General features: G+C 70.2%; 16 protein-coding genes and 2 riboswitches. Of the genes, 8 read left to right on the plus strand and 8 right to left on the minus strand.

Features of this window, described 5'->3' with window-relative positions:
* Positions 1-2: 2 nt before the first annotated feature.
* Together KHA85_RS09065 and KHA85_RS09070 are read right to left on the minus strand one after the other, a co-directional pair.
* Positions 3-1,292, minus strand: coding sequence for a restriction endonuclease subunit S (locus KHA85_RS09065; RefSeq protein WP_213185541.1), 1,290 nt, complete (start codon positions 1,290-1,292; stop codon positions 3-5).
* Positions 1,289-3,268, minus strand: coding sequence for a type I restriction-modification system subunit M (locus KHA85_RS09070; protein WP_213185542.1), 1,980 nt, complete (start codon positions 3,266-3,268; stop codon positions 1,289-1,291). Before KHA85_RS09070 ends, KHA85_RS09065 begins: the two co-directional genes overlap by 4 nt.
* A 388-nt stretch (positions 3,269-3,656) precedes the next feature.
* Here KHA85_RS09070 and KHA85_RS09075 point away from each other — a divergent pair, with 388 nt between their 5' ends.
* Positions 3,657-4,166 (plus strand): YflT domain-containing protein, encoded by a 510-nt coding sequence (locus tag KHA85_RS09075; RefSeq protein WP_236885425.1) that lies wholly within the window; start codon positions 3,657-3,659, stop codon positions 4,164-4,166.
* A 19-nt stretch (positions 4,167-4,185) separates the two neighbouring features.
* On the opposite strand, the gene KHA85_RS09080 is transcribed toward KHA85_RS09075, so the two are convergent.
* The gene (locus KHA85_RS09080; RefSeq protein WP_213185543.1) at positions 4,186-4,878 is read right to left on the minus strand and encodes a phosphatase PAP2 family protein; all 693 of its coding nucleotides are present in this window, start codon (positions 4,876-4,878) and stop codon (positions 4,186-4,188) included.
* 204 nt (positions 4,879-5,082) lie between these two features.
* Complete coding sequence (locus KHA85_RS09085; RefSeq protein WP_167400748.1) at positions 5,083-5,259, minus strand: hypothetical protein; 177 nt, start codon at positions 5,257-5,259, stop codon at positions 5,083-5,085.
* Positions 5,260-5,529: 270 nt separating this feature from the next.
* On the opposite strand from KHA85_RS09085, the gene KHA85_RS09090 reads away from it, so the two are divergent.
* The 7 genes from KHA85_RS09090 (at position 5,530) to KHA85_RS09120 (ending at position 13,917) form a co-directional block, all read left to right on the plus strand.
* The gene (locus KHA85_RS09090) at positions 5,530-5,883 is read left to right on the plus strand and encodes a hypothetical protein (protein WP_213185544.1); all 354 of its coding nucleotides are present in this window, start codon (positions 5,530-5,532) and stop codon (positions 5,881-5,883) included.
* A 64-nt stretch (positions 5,884-5,947) separates the two neighbouring features.
* Entirely contained in the window at positions 5,948-7,339 is a 1,392-nt protein-coding gene (locus KHA85_RS09095) for an NAD(P)/FAD-dependent oxidoreductase (RefSeq protein ID WP_213185545.1), read from the plus strand.
* Between the two features lie 378 nt (positions 7,340-7,717).
* Entirely contained in the window at positions 7,718-8,971 is a 1,254-nt protein-coding gene (locus tag KHA85_RS09100) for a Mur ligase family protein (RefSeq protein WP_308936906.1), read from the plus strand.
* 60 nt (positions 8,972-9,031) lie between these two features.
* The gene (locus tag KHA85_RS09105) at positions 9,032-9,595 is read left to right on the plus strand and encodes a dihydrofolate reductase family protein (protein ID WP_213185546.1); all 564 of its coding nucleotides are present in this window, start codon (positions 9,032-9,034) and stop codon (positions 9,593-9,595) included.
* Positions 9,596-9,845: 250 nt separating this feature from the next.
* Entirely contained in the window at positions 9,846-11,294 is a 1,449-nt protein-coding gene (locus KHA85_RS09110; RefSeq protein WP_236885427.1) for an MFS transporter, read from the plus strand.
* A 63-nt stretch (positions 11,295-11,357) separates the two neighbouring features.
* Positions 11,358-11,517, plus strand: a riboswitch (cobalamin riboswitch).
* A gap of 37 nt (positions 11,518-11,554) precedes the next feature.
* Positions 11,555-13,171, plus strand: coding sequence for a cobyric acid synthase (locus KHA85_RS09115; RefSeq protein WP_213185547.1), 1,617 nt, complete (start codon positions 11,555-11,557; stop codon positions 13,169-13,171).
* On the plus strand, positions 13,168-13,917 hold the full coding sequence (locus KHA85_RS09120) for a cobalt-precorrin-6A reductase (protein WP_213185548.1): 750 nt from the start codon (positions 13,168-13,170) through the stop codon (positions 13,915-13,917). Before KHA85_RS09115 ends, KHA85_RS09120 begins: the two co-directional genes overlap by 4 nt.
* A 121-nt stretch (positions 13,918-14,038) precedes the next feature.
* On the opposite strand, the gene KHA85_RS09125 is transcribed toward KHA85_RS09120, so the two are convergent.
* The 4 genes from KHA85_RS09125 to KHA85_RS09140 form a co-directional block, all read right to left on the minus strand.
* A complete protein-coding gene (locus tag KHA85_RS09125; RefSeq protein ID WP_236885433.1) occupies positions 14,039-14,464 on the minus strand; it encodes a nuclear transport factor 2 family protein in 426 nt (141 codons plus the stop codon).
* A 93-nt stretch (positions 14,465-14,557) separates the two neighbouring features.
* A complete protein-coding gene (locus KHA85_RS09130; protein WP_213185549.1) occupies positions 14,558-16,126 on the minus strand; it encodes a cobyrinic acid a,c-diamide synthase CobB in 1,569 nt (522 codons plus the stop codon).
* Positions 16,120-16,734: a cob(I)yrinic acid a,c-diamide adenosyltransferase gene (gene cobO / locus KHA85_RS09135; RefSeq protein ID WP_213185550.1), complete on the minus strand. Its 615-nt coding sequence runs from the start codon at positions 16,732-16,734 to the stop codon at positions 16,120-16,122. Before cobO ends, KHA85_RS09130 begins: the two co-directional genes overlap by 7 nt.
* Positions 16,734-18,869, minus strand: coding sequence for a VWA domain-containing protein (locus KHA85_RS09140; protein ID WP_213185551.1), 2,136 nt, complete (start codon positions 18,867-18,869; stop codon positions 16,734-16,736). Before KHA85_RS09140 ends, cobO begins: the two co-directional genes overlap by 1 nt.
* Before the next feature lie 22 nt (positions 18,870-18,891).
* Positions 18,892-19,078, minus strand: a riboswitch (cobalamin riboswitch).
* Positions 19,079-19,106: the final 28 nt, after the last annotated feature.

Raw genomic sequence — 19,106 nt, forward strand, 5'->3', positions numbered from 1 at the left:
GACTACACAGCCTCCCTCACGTCGATCTTTCCCGTCACAGCATTGGTGATCAGCGCTGACCGATACTCGCTGAGAGTCTCGATCATCTCAACCGACTTGTCGATGAGCGCGTCAATTCTCGAGCAACGTGAGTCGAGAAACTTCACAATTTCGCTCTGCTCTGCGAATGGAGGGAATCCGACTCGCTCATTAAAGTAGCTCTGCTGGTCTAGGTTCTGGATCCCTGTGTTTTGCTTTATCGAGGGGTAGGTCAAACGCGATTGATACAAGCAATGGTGTACGTAAGTCCAGAACTTTGGATCTTGATTTGGGGCCAATTGCACTCGAGCGACAAAGTTTGAGCAAATCGCCGGTTCGTCTTTTTCGTAGAGGACGACGAAGCCGACCGGGTTCTTATCGCCGCCGCCTGACTTCTCGAGTAGTAGGTCTCCACGCTGGAGGATGCGCCCACTGCGTTCCGATGAGGTGACCTTACGGTATGTGATGTTTCGATCGTGGATAGCGAGTTGGGGGCGGTCGAAATCAGCCACACGGACACAGCGGATATCCTCGCTGCCACCATCTGGTTCCGCTCCCCAGACTCCGTTCCGAGCAGACTCGACGGAATTTTTGATCCGATCCACGCACCAATGGGCTGGTATCGCTCCCATCCACCGCACGCCGGACTCCCGTAGTTCAACCTGCGAATCGAGCCCCTTTGTGACCGCCTGGGTGATCGTGGCGGCGCGGTCATCGCGCAGGGTGGCGATGAGCTGCTCCTGCTTGTCGATCAGCGCATCGATCTTGGCGGTCTCACGGTCGAGAAATTGCGAAATCTCCCGCTGGTCAGCCAGCCCGGGGAGCGGAATTCGCATCGCCCTGTACTTACTGGCGCTGAAGTTCTCTATGGTGGAACCTACGTAGCCGCTTCGAATCTGATGTCCGTAGTGCGAGGACTGGGTCCAATACGCGACAAAGCGTGGATGCGCCAATGCCTTATCGGCGCGAAATCGGACAAGGTAGCCCGCGAAGCAGGCAGGGTCGTCAGACTGATGGATATAGGCGCTGCCAACTGTAGCGCCGACTGCTGCCATTAGGATGTCGTCTCGTTTCACCGTGGCCTTCGCGGCTAGAGCCGGTTCCAGCGACATTCTGTCTTCAGACTTCAACTGGTCGAGGCCGCGGATATCGGTGATTCTTATGTACCTTGGCCAGTCCGGTTCGCCGACATCAGATGCCTCCCCGATGCCATTGATAATAGGGGTCGCGGCAATTCGCGATAGCCGAATGTCTGAGTAAATCTGCGCACTCACGCCCCCACCTCCGCGAGCATGGCTTGGATCTCCGTGACGAGTTGGCGCAGGTCCTTCTGGATTTCTTCGAGGGGGCGGGGTGGGGTGTAGCGGTAGAAGTGGCGTGTGAAGGGGATTTCGTAGCCGATGCGGGTCTTGTCGTGGTCGATCCACGCGTCCGGCACGTGGGGCAGGACCTCGCTTCCGAAGTACTCCTCGATGTCCTCGGTCAGCGGGACGTTCTCTGTGTCCCGGAGTGAGGTGTCGGGTTCGGGCTTGCCCTTGGTGGTGATGACGTCGGCCTCGGGATCGTGTTCGCCGATCGTCGTCCAAATCGTCTTGATCACCGGGGCACCGACCTTGGCCATGCCCGCAGCCTTCAGCGCGGCCCTGAGCTCGGTGACAAAGGCATCGCGGTTGGTCCACTCGCGGCCCGAGAGGCCATCGAGGGCGCTGCGGATGGCGTCCTGGTCGGCCGCAGGGAGCTTGGCGATGGCCTTGGTCGCGAGCACGAGTTCGGCGGTGTCGTCGGCGATGTGGAATCGCAGCTGCAGGGGCCGCTCAACGGTGATGGTGCGGTATCCGAACTCCGAGTTGTCGAACACCTTCGAGAGGGCGGGCGCGTTGTCGTCGTCGTTGTCGTGGTTTTCGAAGCCGTCGTAGAGCTCACAGATCTTCTCGATGTCCTGCGGGCGCAGCATCTTGCGCTTGGAGCCCAGGGACTTGCGCATCTTGCCGAACATCTCGACTGCGTTGATGAGCTGGATCTTGCCCTTGCGCTCGTCGGTCTTGGCGTTGTCGAGGATCCAGATGTAGGTGGAGATGCCGGTGTTGTAGAACATGTCCGTCGGCAGCGCGATGATCGCGTCCAGCAGATCGTTCTCGATGATCCACTGCCGGATGTTGGACTCGCCCGAGCCGGCGCCGCCGGTGAACAGGGGCGAGCCGTTGAGGACGATCGCCAGCCGGGAGCCCTTGTCGTCGGGTGAGCGGACGGGCCGCATCTTGCTGATCAGGTGCATCAGGAACAGCAGAGAGCCGTCGGAGACCCGCGGTAGGCCGGGACCGAAACGGCCCGCGAAGCCCCGCTGCTCGTGCTCGTCCTTGACCGCCTTCTGCTGCGTCTTCCACTCCACCCCGAACGGCGGATTCGACAGCAGGAAGTCGAAGTGCTCGCCGTGGAAGCCGTCGTCGGTGAGCGTGTCACCGTTGTAGATGTTGTCCACGCCCTGGCCCTTGATCACCATGTCCGACTTACACATGGCGTACGAGCGCGGGTTGACCTCCTGGCCGTACAGCACCGGCTTGGCGTCGGGGTTCATCTCCACCAAGTGGTCGTAGGCGACCGAGAGCATGCCGCCCGTGCCCGCCGCGGGGTCGTAGATGGTGCGCACGATGCCGGGAGTGGTGAGCTCGAGGTCCTTGTCGGCGTACAACAGGTCGACCATCAGGGAGATGACTTCACGCGGAGTGAAGTGGTCACCGGCCTGGGCGTTGTTGGACTCGGCGAACTTTCTGATGAGTTCCTCGAAGATGTAGCCCATGTCGTGCCCGCTGACCCGATCCGGGTGCAGGTCGACGTTCGCGAAGTCCTTGACGATCAGGAACAGGCGGTCTTTCTTGTCCAAGTCCTCGATCAGTTCGGGGAGCTTGTAGCCGTCGAAGACGTCCCGGATGTTGGGCGAGAACCCCTCGATGTAGTCGATGAGATTGTCCGCCAGGCCCGCCGGGTCCGCGGCGAGCTTGCCGAAGTCCCACACCGAGGTGTTGAAGAACGGCAGCCCGAACTTCGACCGCAGCACGATGAACGGGTCGATGCCGCTGTCCTGCAACCTGGCGTACTGGGTGAGCACCTCTGCCTTGGTGGGCGCGAGGATCGCGTCCAGGCGCCGCAGGATCGTGAACGGCAGGATCACGTCGCCGTATTGGTTCGGCTGGTACGGGCCCCGCAGCTTGTTGGCGATGGACCAGATGAAGGCGGCGTTAGTGGTGGGCAACTCGGGTAGTTCCTTAATCGAGGATGGCTGACTACTTAAACGTAGTGGTCGCACCTGGTGTCCGTGGTTAAGACGCACCGCCGCCAGGGTCGGGCGCATTGGACATCATTGGCCATTGACCACCGACAGATGTCCGTGATGAGATGGGCGGATCGGAGACAAGCTGCCCCGAGCCGAAAGAAGGGAGGTCGACCGGGTCGCTAACGCGGCTCTGCAGACCGACCAGGCGTCGGGTGCAGGTTCGGTCTTTCGATATGAACACACTCGCCGTGCGGCCCCAGTTCGTGGGCCCGGACCCTCACCTCGTCTCGGTACGATCGTGTATGCATTAATAACTTTCGTCGAGGCGGCGCCTGCGGAGGGCGTCGCAGAGAAGGAGGACACCACGTTGACGACAGCCCGCAACGACCACCCGGAGTCCGAGTACGGAACGAGTGTGACCGACTACCGGGTTCTGCAGAGCGTGCCGCACTACTCGATCGCGCAGGAGATCGTCGATCGACTGTCTGATCGCGGTTTCCCCGTCGAGCGGGTTCGGATCGTCGGCAGCGGCCTCCGCTCGATCGAACAGGTGACGGGCCGGATGACCACGGGTAAGGCCGCGGGTCGAGGAGCGCTGGCCGGACTGTGGTTCGGTCTCCTGCTCGCGATCCTCTTCCTCATCCTCGCCCCGATGGCGAGCTTCCTGTGGATCCTCGTCTGGTCCCTCGGCTTCGGCGCACTGTGGGGCGCGCTCTTCGGCGCCATCGGCCACGCCTCGACGGGCGGACGCCGCGACTTCTCGTCGGTGCAGACGATGGAAGCCGACTCCTACGACGTGCTCGTCGAGTCGACGCATCTGGATGAGGCCGTCCGGCTCATCGGCGGACCAGCGCCCAGGACCGACCTGCAGCGCTGAGCTGATGGCGCTCGGCCCCTCAGCTCGAGAGGGCCGGAGCGCGGCGGCGGATCCGCTGGGAGGCCACCTGCAGGATCACGACGAAGACCGTCACCACGGCCACGGTCATGCACCACCCCGCGATGACGTCACTGGGGAAGTGGACCCCGAGGTAGACGCGGGACGCTCCCACCGCCAGCACGTAGAACGCCGCCGCCACGAGAACCGGCCAGCGAAACCTGGTGCCCCAGGCGAGAACGACGAGTGGCGCCGCGATCGACATCGACCCCATCGCGTGCCCGCTGGGGAACGAGAAGGTGTTCTCCGCGGAGAGGTGCTCCCAGAAGTCGGGGCGAGTTCTCTCGAAGACGGCCTTGAGCGCTACGTTGATCCGCGACGCGGCGAAGTAAACCGCCAGTACGAAGCCGGCGTCCACCCATCGGCGTCTGATGCACAACACGAGGGCGGTGAGGGCGGCGGCGACCGGTACACCCTTCCCGCCGAGTAGGGAGGCGAACGTCGCGGCGTCGGTCAGCCAGGGTGTCGTCGCGCCGTGCACCCACAGCATCACGGTCCGGTCGAACGCGAAGGAACCCTGCCGGGCGACTTCCACGGCCAGGACACCGACGACCAGGAGCGGGATGAGGATCAGGGCGGCGGCCGCGCCGGGAGCCAGGCGCGTGGTCGTCACCGCGGATCGCCAGCGGCGCCGGCCGTCGTCATCGGTGTTCACGGCATCAGCCTAGAAAGAACCGCTGAGAAAATCAGGAAAAACTTCGGGGCGGCGAGCGCGAGCGGGAGCGCGGCCAGCGAGTGCGGCCGGCCAGCGCGGGCGCAGGGCTCACCGGCCGCACAGATGCAGCGACCCGGGGGCTCCGCCCGCCGGACACCGAGATGTCCGGGGCGGGAGCCCCCGGGTCGCCGAGAAGTCGTACAGCTAGGACAGTCCGCCGAGCAGGTCGGTCGGCAGGAGGCCGGTCAGCGAGTCGGTCGCGCTGCCGGAGCCGCTGCCGGGCCCACCGAGAAGCGAACCGAGGCCGAGCGAGCCGAGGATGGGTGCCGCGAGCGACCCCGCGGCGAGCGAACCGAGCGATCCGAGAGCTTCAGAACCCATGGATGTGTCTCCTTTCGACGGGCATCTGGCGTGGACGGAGTGTGATCCCCGCTCACTCGGCCGAGAGTAACAGCGACTCTCGGCCTTTCGGACCGCTCGCGGACTGATTTTTTCCTGGGGATCGACCGGGGGCGCGGCACCGTGAACCGGTCCGGCCTCGGGAACTGCAGGGACGCCGAATCCACAGGCCCGGCACTGCATCCACAGCGCCGGCGCTCGCTGCGCCCGCCGCGGGCCGCGCACCCCCGCCGCCGTGTGAGGGTGCCGGGCATGGATATCGCAGAACCGATCTCGGGCACCCATCGCGACACCGTCATCCGCCGGGTGTTGCGCCTGGCGCGGGCAGGGGACCACCGCGCCCGCCGCGTCACGCTGCTGGGGCAACCGGGAGCCGTGCCGGACCGGGTCGGCATCGTCAGCCCGCACCGGGACGCCGACGGCGAGCTCGACGCCGCGGACCTCGTCGCGCAGGTCTACGCGATCGCGCACGAGTGCCCGTCCGTCACCGGCACGTACACGAACGGGTTCTGGGTCGGGGAGGGTGGCTCGTCGTACCTGATGGATGCGGAGATGTACGAGGACGGCGATCCGGAACCGGACGACGCGCTCGACGAACAGGACTAGGGTCGGCCGAAACGGGCCCGGCGACGGGCTCGTGGGTTCGGCACAGTCAGTTCGAGGAGGCGCCATGACCGGATACTCGCACTCGCCGATGAACAGTGGGCCGTCGAGCGAGCACCGCCACCGGGTGGTCATCATCGGGTCGGGATTCGGCGGGCTCGCCGCGGCCCGGGCGCTGGAGAAGGCCGACGTCGACGTCACGCTCGTCGCCCGGACCGGCCACCACCTCTTCCAGCCGCTGCTGTACCAGGTCGCGACTGGCATCCTGTCCGTGGGTGAGATCGCGCCCTCGACCCGGCTCGTGTTGCGGGATCAGAAGAACGTGACCGTCGCGCTGGGGGAGGTGGACCAGATCGACGTCACCGCCCGGAGGGTGCACGCGACGGCCGGGCACGTCGACTTCGAGCTCGAGTACGACTCCCTCATCGTGGCCGCCGGGGCCAACCAGTCCTACTTCGGCAACGATCACTTCGAGCACTGGGCGCCGGGAATGAAGTCCATCGACGACGCGCTGGAGCTGCGGAGCCGCATCATGGGCTGCTTCGAGCAGGCCGAGGTGACGGACGACGAGGAGGAGCGTCGCAGGCTGCTCACCTTCGTCGTCGTCGGCGCCGGCCCGACCGGTGTGGAGATGGCCGGGCAGATCGCCGAGCTGGCGCGGCGGACCCTCAAGCACAGTTTCCGGCGGATCGACCCGGCCCGGGCCCGGGTCATCCTGCTCGACGCGGCCCCGGCGGTGCTCCCGCCGTTCGGGAACAAGCTCGGCAACGCCGCTCGTGCGCGCCTCGAGGAGATCGGCGTCGAGATCCAGCTCAACGCCATGGTGACCGACGTGGACTACTACGGGATCGAGGTCAAGGACCCGGACGGTTCCCTGCGACGCATCGACGCCACCTGCAAGATCTGGTCGGCCGGCGTCCAGGCGAGCCCGCTGGGCAGGATGCTCGCCGAACAGACCGGCGCCGAGGTGGACCGGGCCGGGCGCGTACTCGTGAACAAGGACCTCTCCCTGCCGGGCAGGCCCGAGATCTTCGTGATCGGCGACATGATCAACCTCGACAACCTGCCCGGCGTCTCACCGGTCGCGATCCAGGGCGGCAAATACGTCGCCAAACAGATCGCCCGCGAGGTGGCGACGGGACGGTCGCCGGCCGCACGCCGCCCGTTCAAGTACTTCGACAAGGGATCCATGGCGACCGTGTCCCGCTACAGCGCGGTCGCCAAGATCGGCCCGTTCCAGCTGCAGGGGTTCATCGCCTGGGTCCTGTGGCTGGTCGTGCACCTGGCGTTCCTCATCGGCTTCCGGAACCGGGTCATCACCCTGCTGTCCTGGGGACTGCACATGGGCGACCATCGCTCGCACCTCAACTCCACGGCCCGGTGGGCGTACGGGCGACAGGCCCTCGCCCGCGCGGAGCAGTCCGCCGAGCGCGACACCGACCGCGCACCGGCCGACTGACCCCGCGCCGGGTGGGCTCAGCGGTCGCGGCCGACGGTCCGGGGGGGACCGTGGCGGTCGACGACGACGACGTGAGCCCGGGCGGAAGGGGTGCGGTGACCCGATCAGCCGATGAGTCCGCGAGACGCACCCGTTCCGTCCGCACCAGCCCGGACGTGCCCCAGCGGGCACCGATCACGGTCGGGGACCTCTCCCGTCTCCTCGGAACTCCGCTGGTGGGCGGGCCGCGGGCGGCAGCCCGGGCGGTGGCCGACCTCGTCGTCGTCGACATCACCGACGACTCCCGCAGCGTCTCCACCGGCCACGCCTACCTCGCCCTGCCGGGCAGCCACCACCACGGCCACGCTGCCGACCCTCGTCGTCGGCGATCCCCGCGCGGTGAGTGGCCCGCTCAGCGCGTCGTTCCACGGCTGCCCGTCGAACGCGATGCGGGTCTTCGGCGTCACCGGGACCAACGGCAAGACCAGCACCGCGCACTTCCTCGAGGCCGGCCTCGCCGCGGCGGGCGAGAGCAGCGGGTTGATCTCCGGCGTCGCGATCCGCGGCGCCGGCCTCGACCTGCGGCCCGTCCGCACGACGCCCGAGGCCCCCATGCTCCAGCGCACCCTCGGCCGGTTCGTCCGCGGCGGAGCCACCGCGTGCGCGATGGAAGTCTCCTCGCGCGCGATCGACCAGGGCCGCGTCGACGGGGTCCGCTTCCGCACGGTGGCGTTCACCAACCTCGGCCACGACCACCTCGACTACCACCACACGATGGAGGAGTACTACCGGGTCAAGGCGTCGCTGTTCACGGCCGCGCGCGCCGACACGGCCGTGGTCTCCGTCGACGACCCTCACGGGCGCCGGCTCGCCGCGGAATCGGAACCGCCCACGTGGACGTGCTCGGTCCGCGACGTGGGGGCGGACGTCTACGCCGAGCGCGTCGACTGTGACGGCACGGGTTCGCGCTTCACCGCCCGGACGCCGCTCGGGGCCGTCCCGGTCCGGCTGCACGTCCTGGGGCCGCACCAGGTGCCCAACGCCCTCGTCGCGCTGACCGGTCTCCTCGCCGACGGCATCGATCCGCGCGCGGCGGCCGAGGGCATCTCCCGGTTGTCGCGGGTCCCGGGGCGCTGCGAGCCGGTGCACGCCGGGCAGTCGTTCACCGCGCTCGTCGACTACATGCACAACGAGCCCGGTCAGCGTGCGCTGCTGCCGCACCTGAGGTCGATGGCGACCGGGCGGTTGATCCTGGTGATCGGGGCGACCGGCGGACGAGACCGCACCAAGAGACGCCCGCTCGGGCGCACCGCGGCGTCGTTCGCCGACCTGGTGATCGTCACCGACGAGAGCCCCGAGGACGAGGACCCGGCCGCCCTCCGTGCCGAGGTCCTCGCCAGCGCGCGCGAGGCCGCGGTGGCCCGCGCGGGTGGGGCCGCGGGGGTCGAGGTCGTGGAGGAGTCGGACAGGGGAGAGGCTGTGGCCCTCGCCGTGGCGGTGGCCGGGCCGGCGGACGTGGTGGTGGTCGCCGGTCGTGGCAGCGAGGTGTCCCGACGCTACGGGTCCCGCCGGGACGACTTCGACGACCGCGCCCGCCTGCTGCAGGCGATCCTCGAATCCTCGGTGGAGAACCCCGGTCAACGCTCAGCCTAGGGGCGGAATCCGGGGTTAGGCTGCCCCCATCGTCCCCGCGCCATCCGCGAAAGGCCGACCATGGGCACGCTGAGCTACACCGCGACCGTCTCGCTCGACGGGTACGTGGCAGACGCGGACGGGGATTTCCAGTGGTCCGCGCCGGACGCCGAGGTGTTCCGGTTCCACGTGGACCGCATGGAGGCCGTCGCCCACGAGGTGCTGGGGCGCCACACCTACGCGCTGATGGAGTACTGGCAGAACCCACCCGAGGGCGAGGAGTGGGGACCCGACGAGCAGGAGTTCGCTCGCCGCTGGCAGGCCATCCCCCGCACCCTGGTCTCGTCCACCATGACGGCCGCGGACCTCGCCTCGGACACCGACCGCCTGGTGCCGCGTCTCGACCCGGGCACCCTGCGCCGCATCGTCGACGAGGCCGACGGTGAGGTGGAGATCTTCGGTCCGACCACCGCGGCGGAGGCGATCCGCGCGGGAATGGTGAGCGACTTCCTGTTCTTCGTCGTCCCGAAGGTGGTCGGCGGGGGCCTGCGCGCGCTGCCGCCGGACGCGCGCCTGGATCTGGAGCTCGCCGAGCAGCGCCTCTTCGGAGGCGGGACGGTGTTCCTGCACTACCGGAGCCGGTGACCCCGTAGCAGAGCGCGTGGGCGGTGTAGCGCAGCCCGTGCGCCGCGGCCAGGTCGTCGTCGTCACACCCCCGCCCGTACACCCGACGGCGTGTCCGGGATTGGACACGGTGCGCAGCGGGCGAGAAAAATGACGATCCACACTGTGCCACGTGCACATCCACCGCTGGGCGGGGTGATCCAGATCACCGGGACGCCTAGCCTTGTCGCGGTCGTCGGTAGCCACCCCGCTACCCGGACCTAGGAGGAACATGGCAACGCCGGACGGGAACACCGATCCCCACGGGAGCACAGCCGCGGTCGCCGAGACGATCTCGGCCGAGCCGGTGCCCCGTCACCGAATCATCCTCGCCTCGCTCATCGGCACCACGATCGAGTTCTACGACTTCTACATCTTCGCCACCGCCGCGGTGTCGGTCTTCCCGCTGCTGTTCTTCGCCGGCGGCGACGCCAGCACGGCACTGCTGGCGTCGATGGCCACGTTCGGCACGGCGTTCATCGCCCGCCCGCTCGGGTCCATCGTGTTCGGCCACTACGGCGACCGCCTCGGCCGCAAGGTCACCCTGGTGGGCGCGCTGCTCACGATGGGTATCGCGACGTTCCTCATCGGACTGTTGCCGACGATCCACCAGATCGGCCTGTGGGCCCCGGCGATGCTGACCATCCTGCGCTTCTTCCAGGGCATCGGCCTCGGCGGCGAGTGGTCGGGCGCGGCGCTGCTGGCGTCGGAGACGGCGCAGCCGGGCAAGCGCGGGTTCGCCGCGATGTGGCCGCAGCTCGGCGCACCGTTCGGCTTCATCCTGGCCAACGGCATCTTCCTGCTGCTGACCGTGTGGTTCGCCTACGACTCCACCGCCGCGGAGCTGTCGGACCCGTTCCTCGTCTGGGGCTGGCGCCTGCCGTTCCTGCTGTCGATCGTCATGGTCGGCGTGGGCCTGTACGTGCGGCTGCGCATCGAGGAGACGCCGGTCTTCGCCCGCGCGGTCGCCAACAAGGAGCGCGTTAAGACCCCGGTGTCCGAGGTGTTCCGCCGCAACTGGTGGGAGATCATCCTCGGCACGTTCATCATGTTGGCCACCTACGGCCTGTTCTACCTCATGACCACGTGGATCCTGTCGTTCGCGATCGGTAGCGAGGAGACCGGCGGGCTCGGCTACGGCTACCAGTCGTTCCTCATCATCCAGGTCATCGCGATCCTGCTGTTCGCGGCGTTCGTCCCGATCGCCGGCTGGTTGGCCGACGTGCTCGGCCGCCGTCGGATGCTCATCGGCGTCACGGCCGCGATCATCGTCTTCGGCCTGAGCTTCGGCTGGTGGCTCGAGCCCGAGGCCATGGGCACCGGCGAGGGCCTGGACGTGACCCGCATGCTGCTGTTCCTCAGCGTGGGCATGATGCTCATGGGCCTGACCTTCGGTCCGATGTCGGCGGTGCTGCCGGAGCTGTTCCCCACCAACACCCGGTACACGGGCTCGGGTGTGGCCTACAACTTCTCCGCGATCCTCGGCGCGGCGCTCACCCCGTTCGTCGCGGTGTGGCTGGTGCAGAACTACTCGGTCGCCTACGTCGGCTACTACCTCGTGGGCCTGTCGGTGCTGACGATTATCTCGCTGATCCTCGCGCCGGAGACCAGCAAGGCCTCGATGTACACCGAGGACGCCGAGATCGGCCGGACCGCCCGCTCCGGGGGCGCGTCCGCCTGACGCGCGCCGCAGCGCATCCCGCGCCGCGCGCCGCTGACAGGGCCCGCCTCCCAGCCCGGGAGGCGGGCCCTGGCGTCTGTCGGTAGCATCCTGTGCGTTGGTCCAGGGAACCCGGTGAGAGTCCGGGGCTGTCCCGCAACGGTGTGACCTTTTCGCCCCTCGGCGCCGCGGCGCCCCCGCGGGCGAGGTCGAGCCCGATACCTGCCGACCGCCGCCCGCGTCCGTGGTCGGCGCATGCCGGCCGAGGAGCCCCCCAGCACATGGATATCGCGCGCCCTCCGCGCGGGGAGCGGGTCACCCCGCACGCCCCGGCGGCCTCCCTACTCGTCGCCGGGACGACGTCCGATGCCGGCAAGAGCATCGTCACCACTGCCCTGTGCAGGGCGTTCGCCCGCCGCGGCCTGAGGGTGGCGCCGTTCAAGGCGCAGAACATGTCCAACAACTCGATGGTCGTCGCCGGGAGCCCGGGGCCGGGGCAGCCGGGTCGCCCGGACCAGCCGGACCCAGCAGGCCAGCCGTGCCCGTCCACCGCCGAGATCGGCCGCGCCCAGTGGATCCAGGCCCTCGCCGCGCGCGCCGAGCCCGAGCCCGCCATGAACCCGGTGCTGCTCAAGCCGGGCGGCGACCGGCGCAGCCACGTGGTGGTGATGGGCCAGCCGGCGAGCACGGTGTCCTCGCGGGACTTCGTCGACGGGCGCGCACACCTGGCGGAGGCGGCGTTCGCGGCCTACGACGACCTCGCCTCCCGGTACGACCTCCTCATCTGCGAGGGCGCCGGCAGCCCTGCCGAGATCAATCTGCGCTCGAGCGACTACGTCAACATGGGCCTGGCCCGCCACGCCGACATGCCCGTGGTTGTGGTGGGCGATATCGACCGCGGCGGCGTCTTCGCGGCGCTGTTCGGGACGGTCGCGCTGCTCGAGCCGGCCGACCAGCGGCTGGTCGCGGGCTTCGTGATCAACAAGTTCCGCGGCGACCCGAGCCTGCTCGCGCCCGGACTGGACCAGCTCAGCGCGCTCACCGGCCGCCCGGTCCACGGCGTCCTGCCCTGGCATCCTGACCTGTGGCTGGACTCCGAGGACGCCCTCGCGGTCAGCCCCCGCGCCGCCGACGCCACCGCGGCCCTGCGCGTGGCCGTGATCCGTCTGCCACGCATCAGCAACTTCACCGACGTTGACGCGCTCGGCCTGGAAGCCGACGTCGAGGTCGCCTATGTCACGGAGCCCCGCGACCTCGCGGGCGCGGACCTCGTCGTCGTCCCCGGGACCAGGGCGACCCTCGACGACCTCGCCTGGCTCCGCGCGCGGGGCCTCGACCGCGCGGTCACCACCCATGCCGAGCGGGGTGGCGCGGTGCTGGGGATCTGCGGCGGCTTCCAGATGCTCGGCGGCGAGATCATCGACCCCGACGGCATCGAGGGCGAGCCCGGCGCGCGCGTCGCCGGGCTCGGGCTGCTCGACGTGACCACGCGGTTCGGCGCGGAGAAGGTGCTGCGCCTGCCGACCGGGACCGCGCTGGGCCAGCCGGTGAGCGGGTACGAGATCCATCACGGCCGGGTGAGCGTCGGCGGTGGTGTCGGTGGGGGCGACGACGACGAGGTGTTCCCCGGCGGAGCCCGGCGGGGGCGGGTGTTCGGCACCATGTGGCACGGGAGTCTCGAGTCGGACGGGTTCCGGGGCGCGTTCCTGGCCGAGGTCGCGGCAGGGTCGGGGCGGACCCGCGAGCCCTCGGGCGTGAGCTTCGCCGCCGCGCGAGAGCGCCGCCTCGACCTGCTGGGCGACCTCGCCGAGGAGCACCTCGACCTGGATGCGCTCCTGGAGTTGGCGCGCTCGGGCCCGCCGCCGCTGCCGATCCTGCCGCCGGGGGCGGGCCGGTGAGCGTGCTCATCCTGGGCGGCACGGCCGAGGCCCGCGAGCTCGCCGCCCTGCTGGTCGAGCGCGGGGTGGCTGCGGTGTCGTCGCTGGCGGGCCGGGTGGCGCGGCCGCGGCTGCCGGAGGGCGACGTGCGGCTCGGCGGGTTCGGCGGCGTCGACGGGCTGCAGCAATACCTGATCGAGGTCGGCGTGACAGCGGTCGTCGACGCCACCCACCCGTTCGCGGCCGGGATCTCGGCCAATGCCGCCGCTGCGTGCGCGGCCGCGCGGGTTCCGCTCCTGCGCCTGGAGCGTCCGGGCTGGGCCGAGGCCCCGGGGGCCGACCGCTGGCACTGGGTTGACGACCACCACGAGGCCGCGGCGACCGCCTCTCGCCTGGGCCGTCGGCCGTTCCTCACGATCGGCCGGCAGTCGCTGGACAGGTTCGTCGGCCCCCTCGCCGAGCATCAGGCGCTGGTCAGGGTCGTGGACCCGCCCGAGGTGGAGCTGCCCGAGCCGTGGCGGTTGCTGCTGAGCCGGGGCCCCTACTCTGTCGACGCCGAGCGCGATCTCTTCGCCGAGCACGGCGTGGACGTGCTGGTCACCAAGGACTCGGGCGGCGACCACACGTGGTCGAAGATGGCTGTGGCCGACGAGCTCGGCGTGCCGGTCGTGGTGGTGCGCCGACCCGGCCCCGCGCCGGGTGTGCAGGTGGTGGACGACGCCGCGGCCGCCGCAGACTGGGTCAGCGCGTCCGCCGCGAACTCCTAGGCGAACTTCGGTGTAGCTACTGCGAGAATCCGGCCGGTTCATCGCAGTAACTACACCAAAGTCTCGCGTCGTGTCAGTCGCGGACCGCCTGGCCCGTCGTGGAGCCCCCGGCCGACTCCCGCTAGAGCAATTCGAGGTTGATCTCGCGGATCCGGTCGCCGTCCACGGTGTACCGGCCCTTCAGGTTCAACGTCATGGCCTGCCCCTCGTCGAGCGACATCCCCATGAAGTCCTTCACGTCAGCGCGCGCGGTGAGCGTGTTCACGATGGTGACGGTGGCCGTGTCGCCGTCGACCTCGATCTCTTCGGGCGTCATGCGGTCGACGAAGGTGCTGGTCATCGCGCGGTAGGTGTCGAGGTAGGCGGAGAGCCCGAGCTGCGTCCCGGCGGCGGAGTGTAGGACCGCGTCCTCGTGCAGCACGGCCGCCAGCTGGTGCGGGTCCTCGCTGTTGTAGGCCTCGAAGTGGGCTGTGATGACGTCGTGGACACTCTCATGGTCTCCTCGCTTGCCGCGGTCGGCCGGGGCGCTGGTCCGGTCGATGCCCAGCCCATTCTTGTTCGGTCGTCATCATCGCGGAACTGGTCGTAGCCATCGAGCGATTCCGGCCGCATCTACGCGATGGCTACGACCAAACCGGGGTCAGGGCCGGGCGAGTTGGGCTGGCCGGCGACCCGACGCTCGGCGGGGCGGTTGGGGCGCTCCGGCGAACGCCCGGACCAGCTCCGCGAACCGTACCGCCAGCGCAGGATGCCCCGCCCAGTGCGTGTGCAGGTACGAGGCGTGGATCGAGCCGGTGACAAAGCCCTCCGGCCCCGCACTGCTCGTCCACGCCGGGTTCGCGCTCAAGCCCGGGCCCGGGCCCGCGCCTGAGCCCTGCCCCGTCGGCCGCGGCTCCGTGTCCGCACCCGCCGTCGGCGTGACCGCCGTGCGGTGGAACTCGTGCCCGGTGACCTCGGCGCCGGCGGCGGCGAGGACGCTGTCGGCGACGGCCGTCGAGCGCCGGTAGGCCAGCGTGAGCCGCGGGGCCATGGCGGCGTCGGCGTCGATCGCGCCCACCATCGGCACGCCGTCCAGGCTCCGGCAGAGATACAGCAGGCCCGCACATTCGGCGACCGTCGGCACGCCCGCGGACGTCGCCGCGCGCAGTGCCCGCAGCATGGGCTCGTTGGCGGCGAGGTCGCCCGCGTGTACCTCGGGGAACCCGCCACCGAGGTAGATCCCTGCGGTCCCGTCGGGCAGGGACTCGTCGGCCAGCGGGTCGAACGGCGCGACCGAGCAGCCGGCCGCCTCGAGCAGCTCGACCGTCTCGGCGTAGCGGAAGGTGAAGGCCCGGCCACCGGCCACGGCGACGAGGGGACGCGCGGAGTTGTCGTCGTCGCCCTCACCAGGGCGGCCACCCACGGCGGTGTCACCGACCGCGCCACTCACCGTGCCATCCGCCGCGCCTCCCACCGCGCCGGCGACAGCCTCCCGCGCCGACCACGCAGGGCCCGCCAACGCCGGCGCGGAGCGCGCGATGCGCACCACGGCCTCGAGGTCGATCGCCTCGGCGACCTTCGCGGCGAGGTGGTCCAGCGACCGCGCGGCCTCCGGGCGTTCGGCGGCGGGGACCAGGCCGAGGTGGCGGGAGGGGGCGGTGACGTCGTCGTCGCGCTGGAGGACGCCCAACACCGGGATGCCGAGCGGGGCGAGCGCGCGGCGGACCTCGTCGGAGTGGCGGACCGAGCCGGCCTTGTTGAGCACCACGCCGGCGATGCGCAGGTCAGGGCCGTATGCGGCCATGCCCATCACCACGGCGGCGATGCTGCGGGAGGCGTGCGAGATGTCCACCACCAGCACCACTGGGGAGTCGGTGAGGCGGGCGACGTGGGCGGTGGAGGCGAATCCGTCGCCGCCGATGTGCCCGTCGTACAGGCCCATCACGCCCTCGATCACGGCGATGTCCGCGGTGCGGCCGGCGTCCCGCGCGCCGTGCCGGAGCAGCGGGACGATGCGCTCGTCGCCCACGAGGTGCGGGTCGAGATTGCGGCCGGGCCGGCCGGTGGCCAGCGCGTGGTAGCCGGGGTCGATGTAGTCGGGCCCCACCTTGTGGCCGGACACGCGCAGGCCGGAGCGGCGCAGCGCGGCCATGAGGCCGGTGGCCACGGTGGTCTTGCCGTGCCCGGACGCCGGCGCGGCCACCACCAGGCGCGGGAGTTCGGTCACCATTCGATGCCCCGCTGCCCCTTCTGCCCGGCGTCCATGGGGTGCTTGACCTTGGTCATCTCGGTCACCAGGTCGGCCACCTCGAGCAGGCGGGGGTCGGCGTCGCGGCCGGTGATCACCACGTGCTGCCGCCCGGGTCGCGTGGCGAGCGTCTCCACCACGTCGTCGACGTCCACCCAGCCCCACTTCATGGGATAGGTGAACTCGTCGAGCAGGTACAGGTCGTGCCGCTCGGTGGCGAGGCGACGCTTGATCTCGGCCCAGCCCTCGGCGGCGTCGGCGGCGTGGTCGTCCTCGGTGCCGCCCTTGCGCGACCACGACCACCCCGAGCCCATCTTGTGCCATTCGACCGGCCCGCCCTCTCCCGTCTCGGCGTGCAGCCGGGCGAGGCGTTCCATGACGGTCTGCTCGCCGATGCGCCACTTGGCGGACTTGACGAACTGGAACACGCCGATGTCCCAGCCCTGGTTCCACGCGCGCATGGCCAGGCCGAACGCGGCGGTGGATTTGCCCTTGCCGGGCCCGGTGTGGACCATCACCAGCGGCCGGTTGCGGCGCTGGCGGGTGCTCAGACCGTCGTCGGGGATGATCTCGGGCTGTCCCTGGGGCATCAGGCCACCTCGTTCCGGGGGCCGGAGGTGCGCGCGCGGGCAGTGTGGACGGCGACAGTTCTGGTGAGGCCCTCGGCGGTGACCTCGCCCAGCGGCACGTGCTCGGCGCCGAGGTGCGCGGCGAGCTCGGCGGCCAGGCCCATGCGGAACCGGCCGGTCTCGCAGTCCACCACCACGGACGCCACGCCGAGGGAGGCCAGCCCGGCCGCCGCGGTGCGGGACCGGGCGAGGGCGTGCCGGCCGTGGGTGGCGCGGCCGTCGGTGACGACGACGACAAGAGGTCGCCGCCGCCGATCGCGGATGCTCTCGATGCGCAGGACCTCGGCGGTGGTGAGCAGTCCCTCCGCCAGTGGGGTCCGGCCGCCCGCGGGGAGGTCGGCGAGGCGGGTGGCCGCGACGTCGACCGAGGAGGTGGGCGGGAGAGTGACCTGCGCGGCGGACCCGCGGAACGTCACCAGGCCGACCTTGTCGCGGCGGCGGTAGGCGTCCAGCAGGAGGGACAGGATGGCGGTCTTGACCTGCTCCATGCGGGTGCGGGCGGCCATGGAGCCCGAGGCGTCCACGCAGAAGAGGACGAGGTTGGACTCGCGACCCTCGCGGACGGCTGAGCGCAGGTCCTCGGGGGCGAGCAGGAGGCGATTGCCCGCGGCGCTGTCGTCGCGGGCCGCGCGTCCGCGGGCGGCCTGGTGCGGGGCGGCCGAGCGGATCGTGGCCGGGAGGTGCAGGTCCGTGCCGGTGAACTCGCCGGCCCCGACCCGCCGACCGCTACTCGTGCGGGCCCGCGACCGCCGACCGGCCGCACCCTCGCCGGTGCCGGCGACGCTGAACAGTCGCGTCCGGTACGGCTCCGACGCGGAGGCCACGGTGCCGGGCTGCGGCGCGGCGGGGCCGGGCGCGGAGCCCGGGGCGGTGTCGGGGTCCGGGCTGCCGTCGGCGTCAGCCGGGTTGTCCCGCTGAGCGTGCCCGCCGCCCTCGGTCGCGTCGCTGCCGGGCCCGCCGGCCGAGGCCTCGGCCGGGGTTTGGTCGGTGGACTGGGTGTCCGCACTGCTCGAGTCGTCGGCGGACTCGGACGGACCGGTGTCCTCGGCCTGTGGCTCCTCGTCGTGGGGGTCGGGATCGGGCTCGTCGTCGTCGCCCAACAGCCGGTCCAGCAGCTCCTCGTCGAGGCCCGGCGCGTCGAACGGTGCGCGGCGGCGGCGGTGGGGTAGTGCCATGCGCGCGGCGACGCGGATGTCCTCGCGGGTGATCCGGGTCCGGCCCTGCCAAGCGGCGTGGGCGGCGGCGGTGCGGGCGGTGACGATGTCGGCGCGCATGCCGTCCACGTCGAAGCCCGCACACACCCGGGCGATGGTGGACAGCGCCCAGGGGGTCAGCGTCACCCGGTCGAGCACGCGCCGCGCGGCGGCGATCCGCTCGCGCACGGCGGCCTCGTCGGCGGCGTGGGCGGCGACGAATCCCGCCGGGTCGGCCTCGAACGCGATCCGGCGGCGCACCACCTCGGCGCGCAGTTCCGGGTCCCGGGGCGCGGCCACCTCCACGGTGAGGCCGAAGCGGTCAAGCAGCTGGGGCCGGAGCTCACCCTCTTCGGGGTTCATGGTGCCGATCAGCACGAAGCGCGCGGCGTGCTCCACCGAGATGCCGTCGCGCTCCACGGTCACCCGGCCCATCGCGGCGGCGTCGAGCAGCAGGTCCACCACGTGGTCGTGGAGCAGGTTGACCTCGTCCACGTAGAGCAGTCCGCGGTGCGCGCGGGCGAGCAGGCCAGGTTGGAACACGGTCACACCGTCGGCGAGCGCACTCTCCAGGTGTAGTGATCCGGTGATGCGGTCCTCGGACACCCCGATAGGAAGCTCGACCAGGCGGACCGGCCGCCGCTCGGTGGGCGCGTCGTGGGGGATCCGTCCGTCCGGGGTCTCGGAGCCGCGGTCGTCGGGTGCGGAGGAGAAGCGGTCGCCGGTGACGACCTCGACCTCCGGCAGGATCCCGGTGAGGGCGCGGACCATCGTGGACTTGGCCGTGCCCTTCTCACCGCGGATCAACACGCCGCCGACCGCCGGGGACACCGCGGTCAGGGTGAGGGCCAGCGCCATGTCGTCGGAACCGACGACAGCGCTGAAGGGGTAGTGCAGTGGCATGGGGGCTCCCGCTCTCGTCTGCCAGGCTGGTCAGCGCGAGGCCGGTCTCCGGACTTCCCGGCTCATCTCGGACGTGCGCGCGGGGCGCGATCGTCTGAGAGGCCGGGTTACCGTAGCGGGCCCTGTGCCGGATTCTCACCGGCTTCCCTGATTCTCCCCTCCGCTCCGCCTGTGGCGGGTCGTGGGGCACCTCGTGCTGTGGGGTCTGTTCGGTTGTGTGGTGCTTCAGGCTAGCCC

This window comes from Dietzia massiliensis (assembly GCF_018390595.1).
GTDB lineage: Bacteria > Actinomycetota > Actinomycetes > Mycobacteriales > Mycobacteriaceae > Dietzia > Dietzia massiliensis.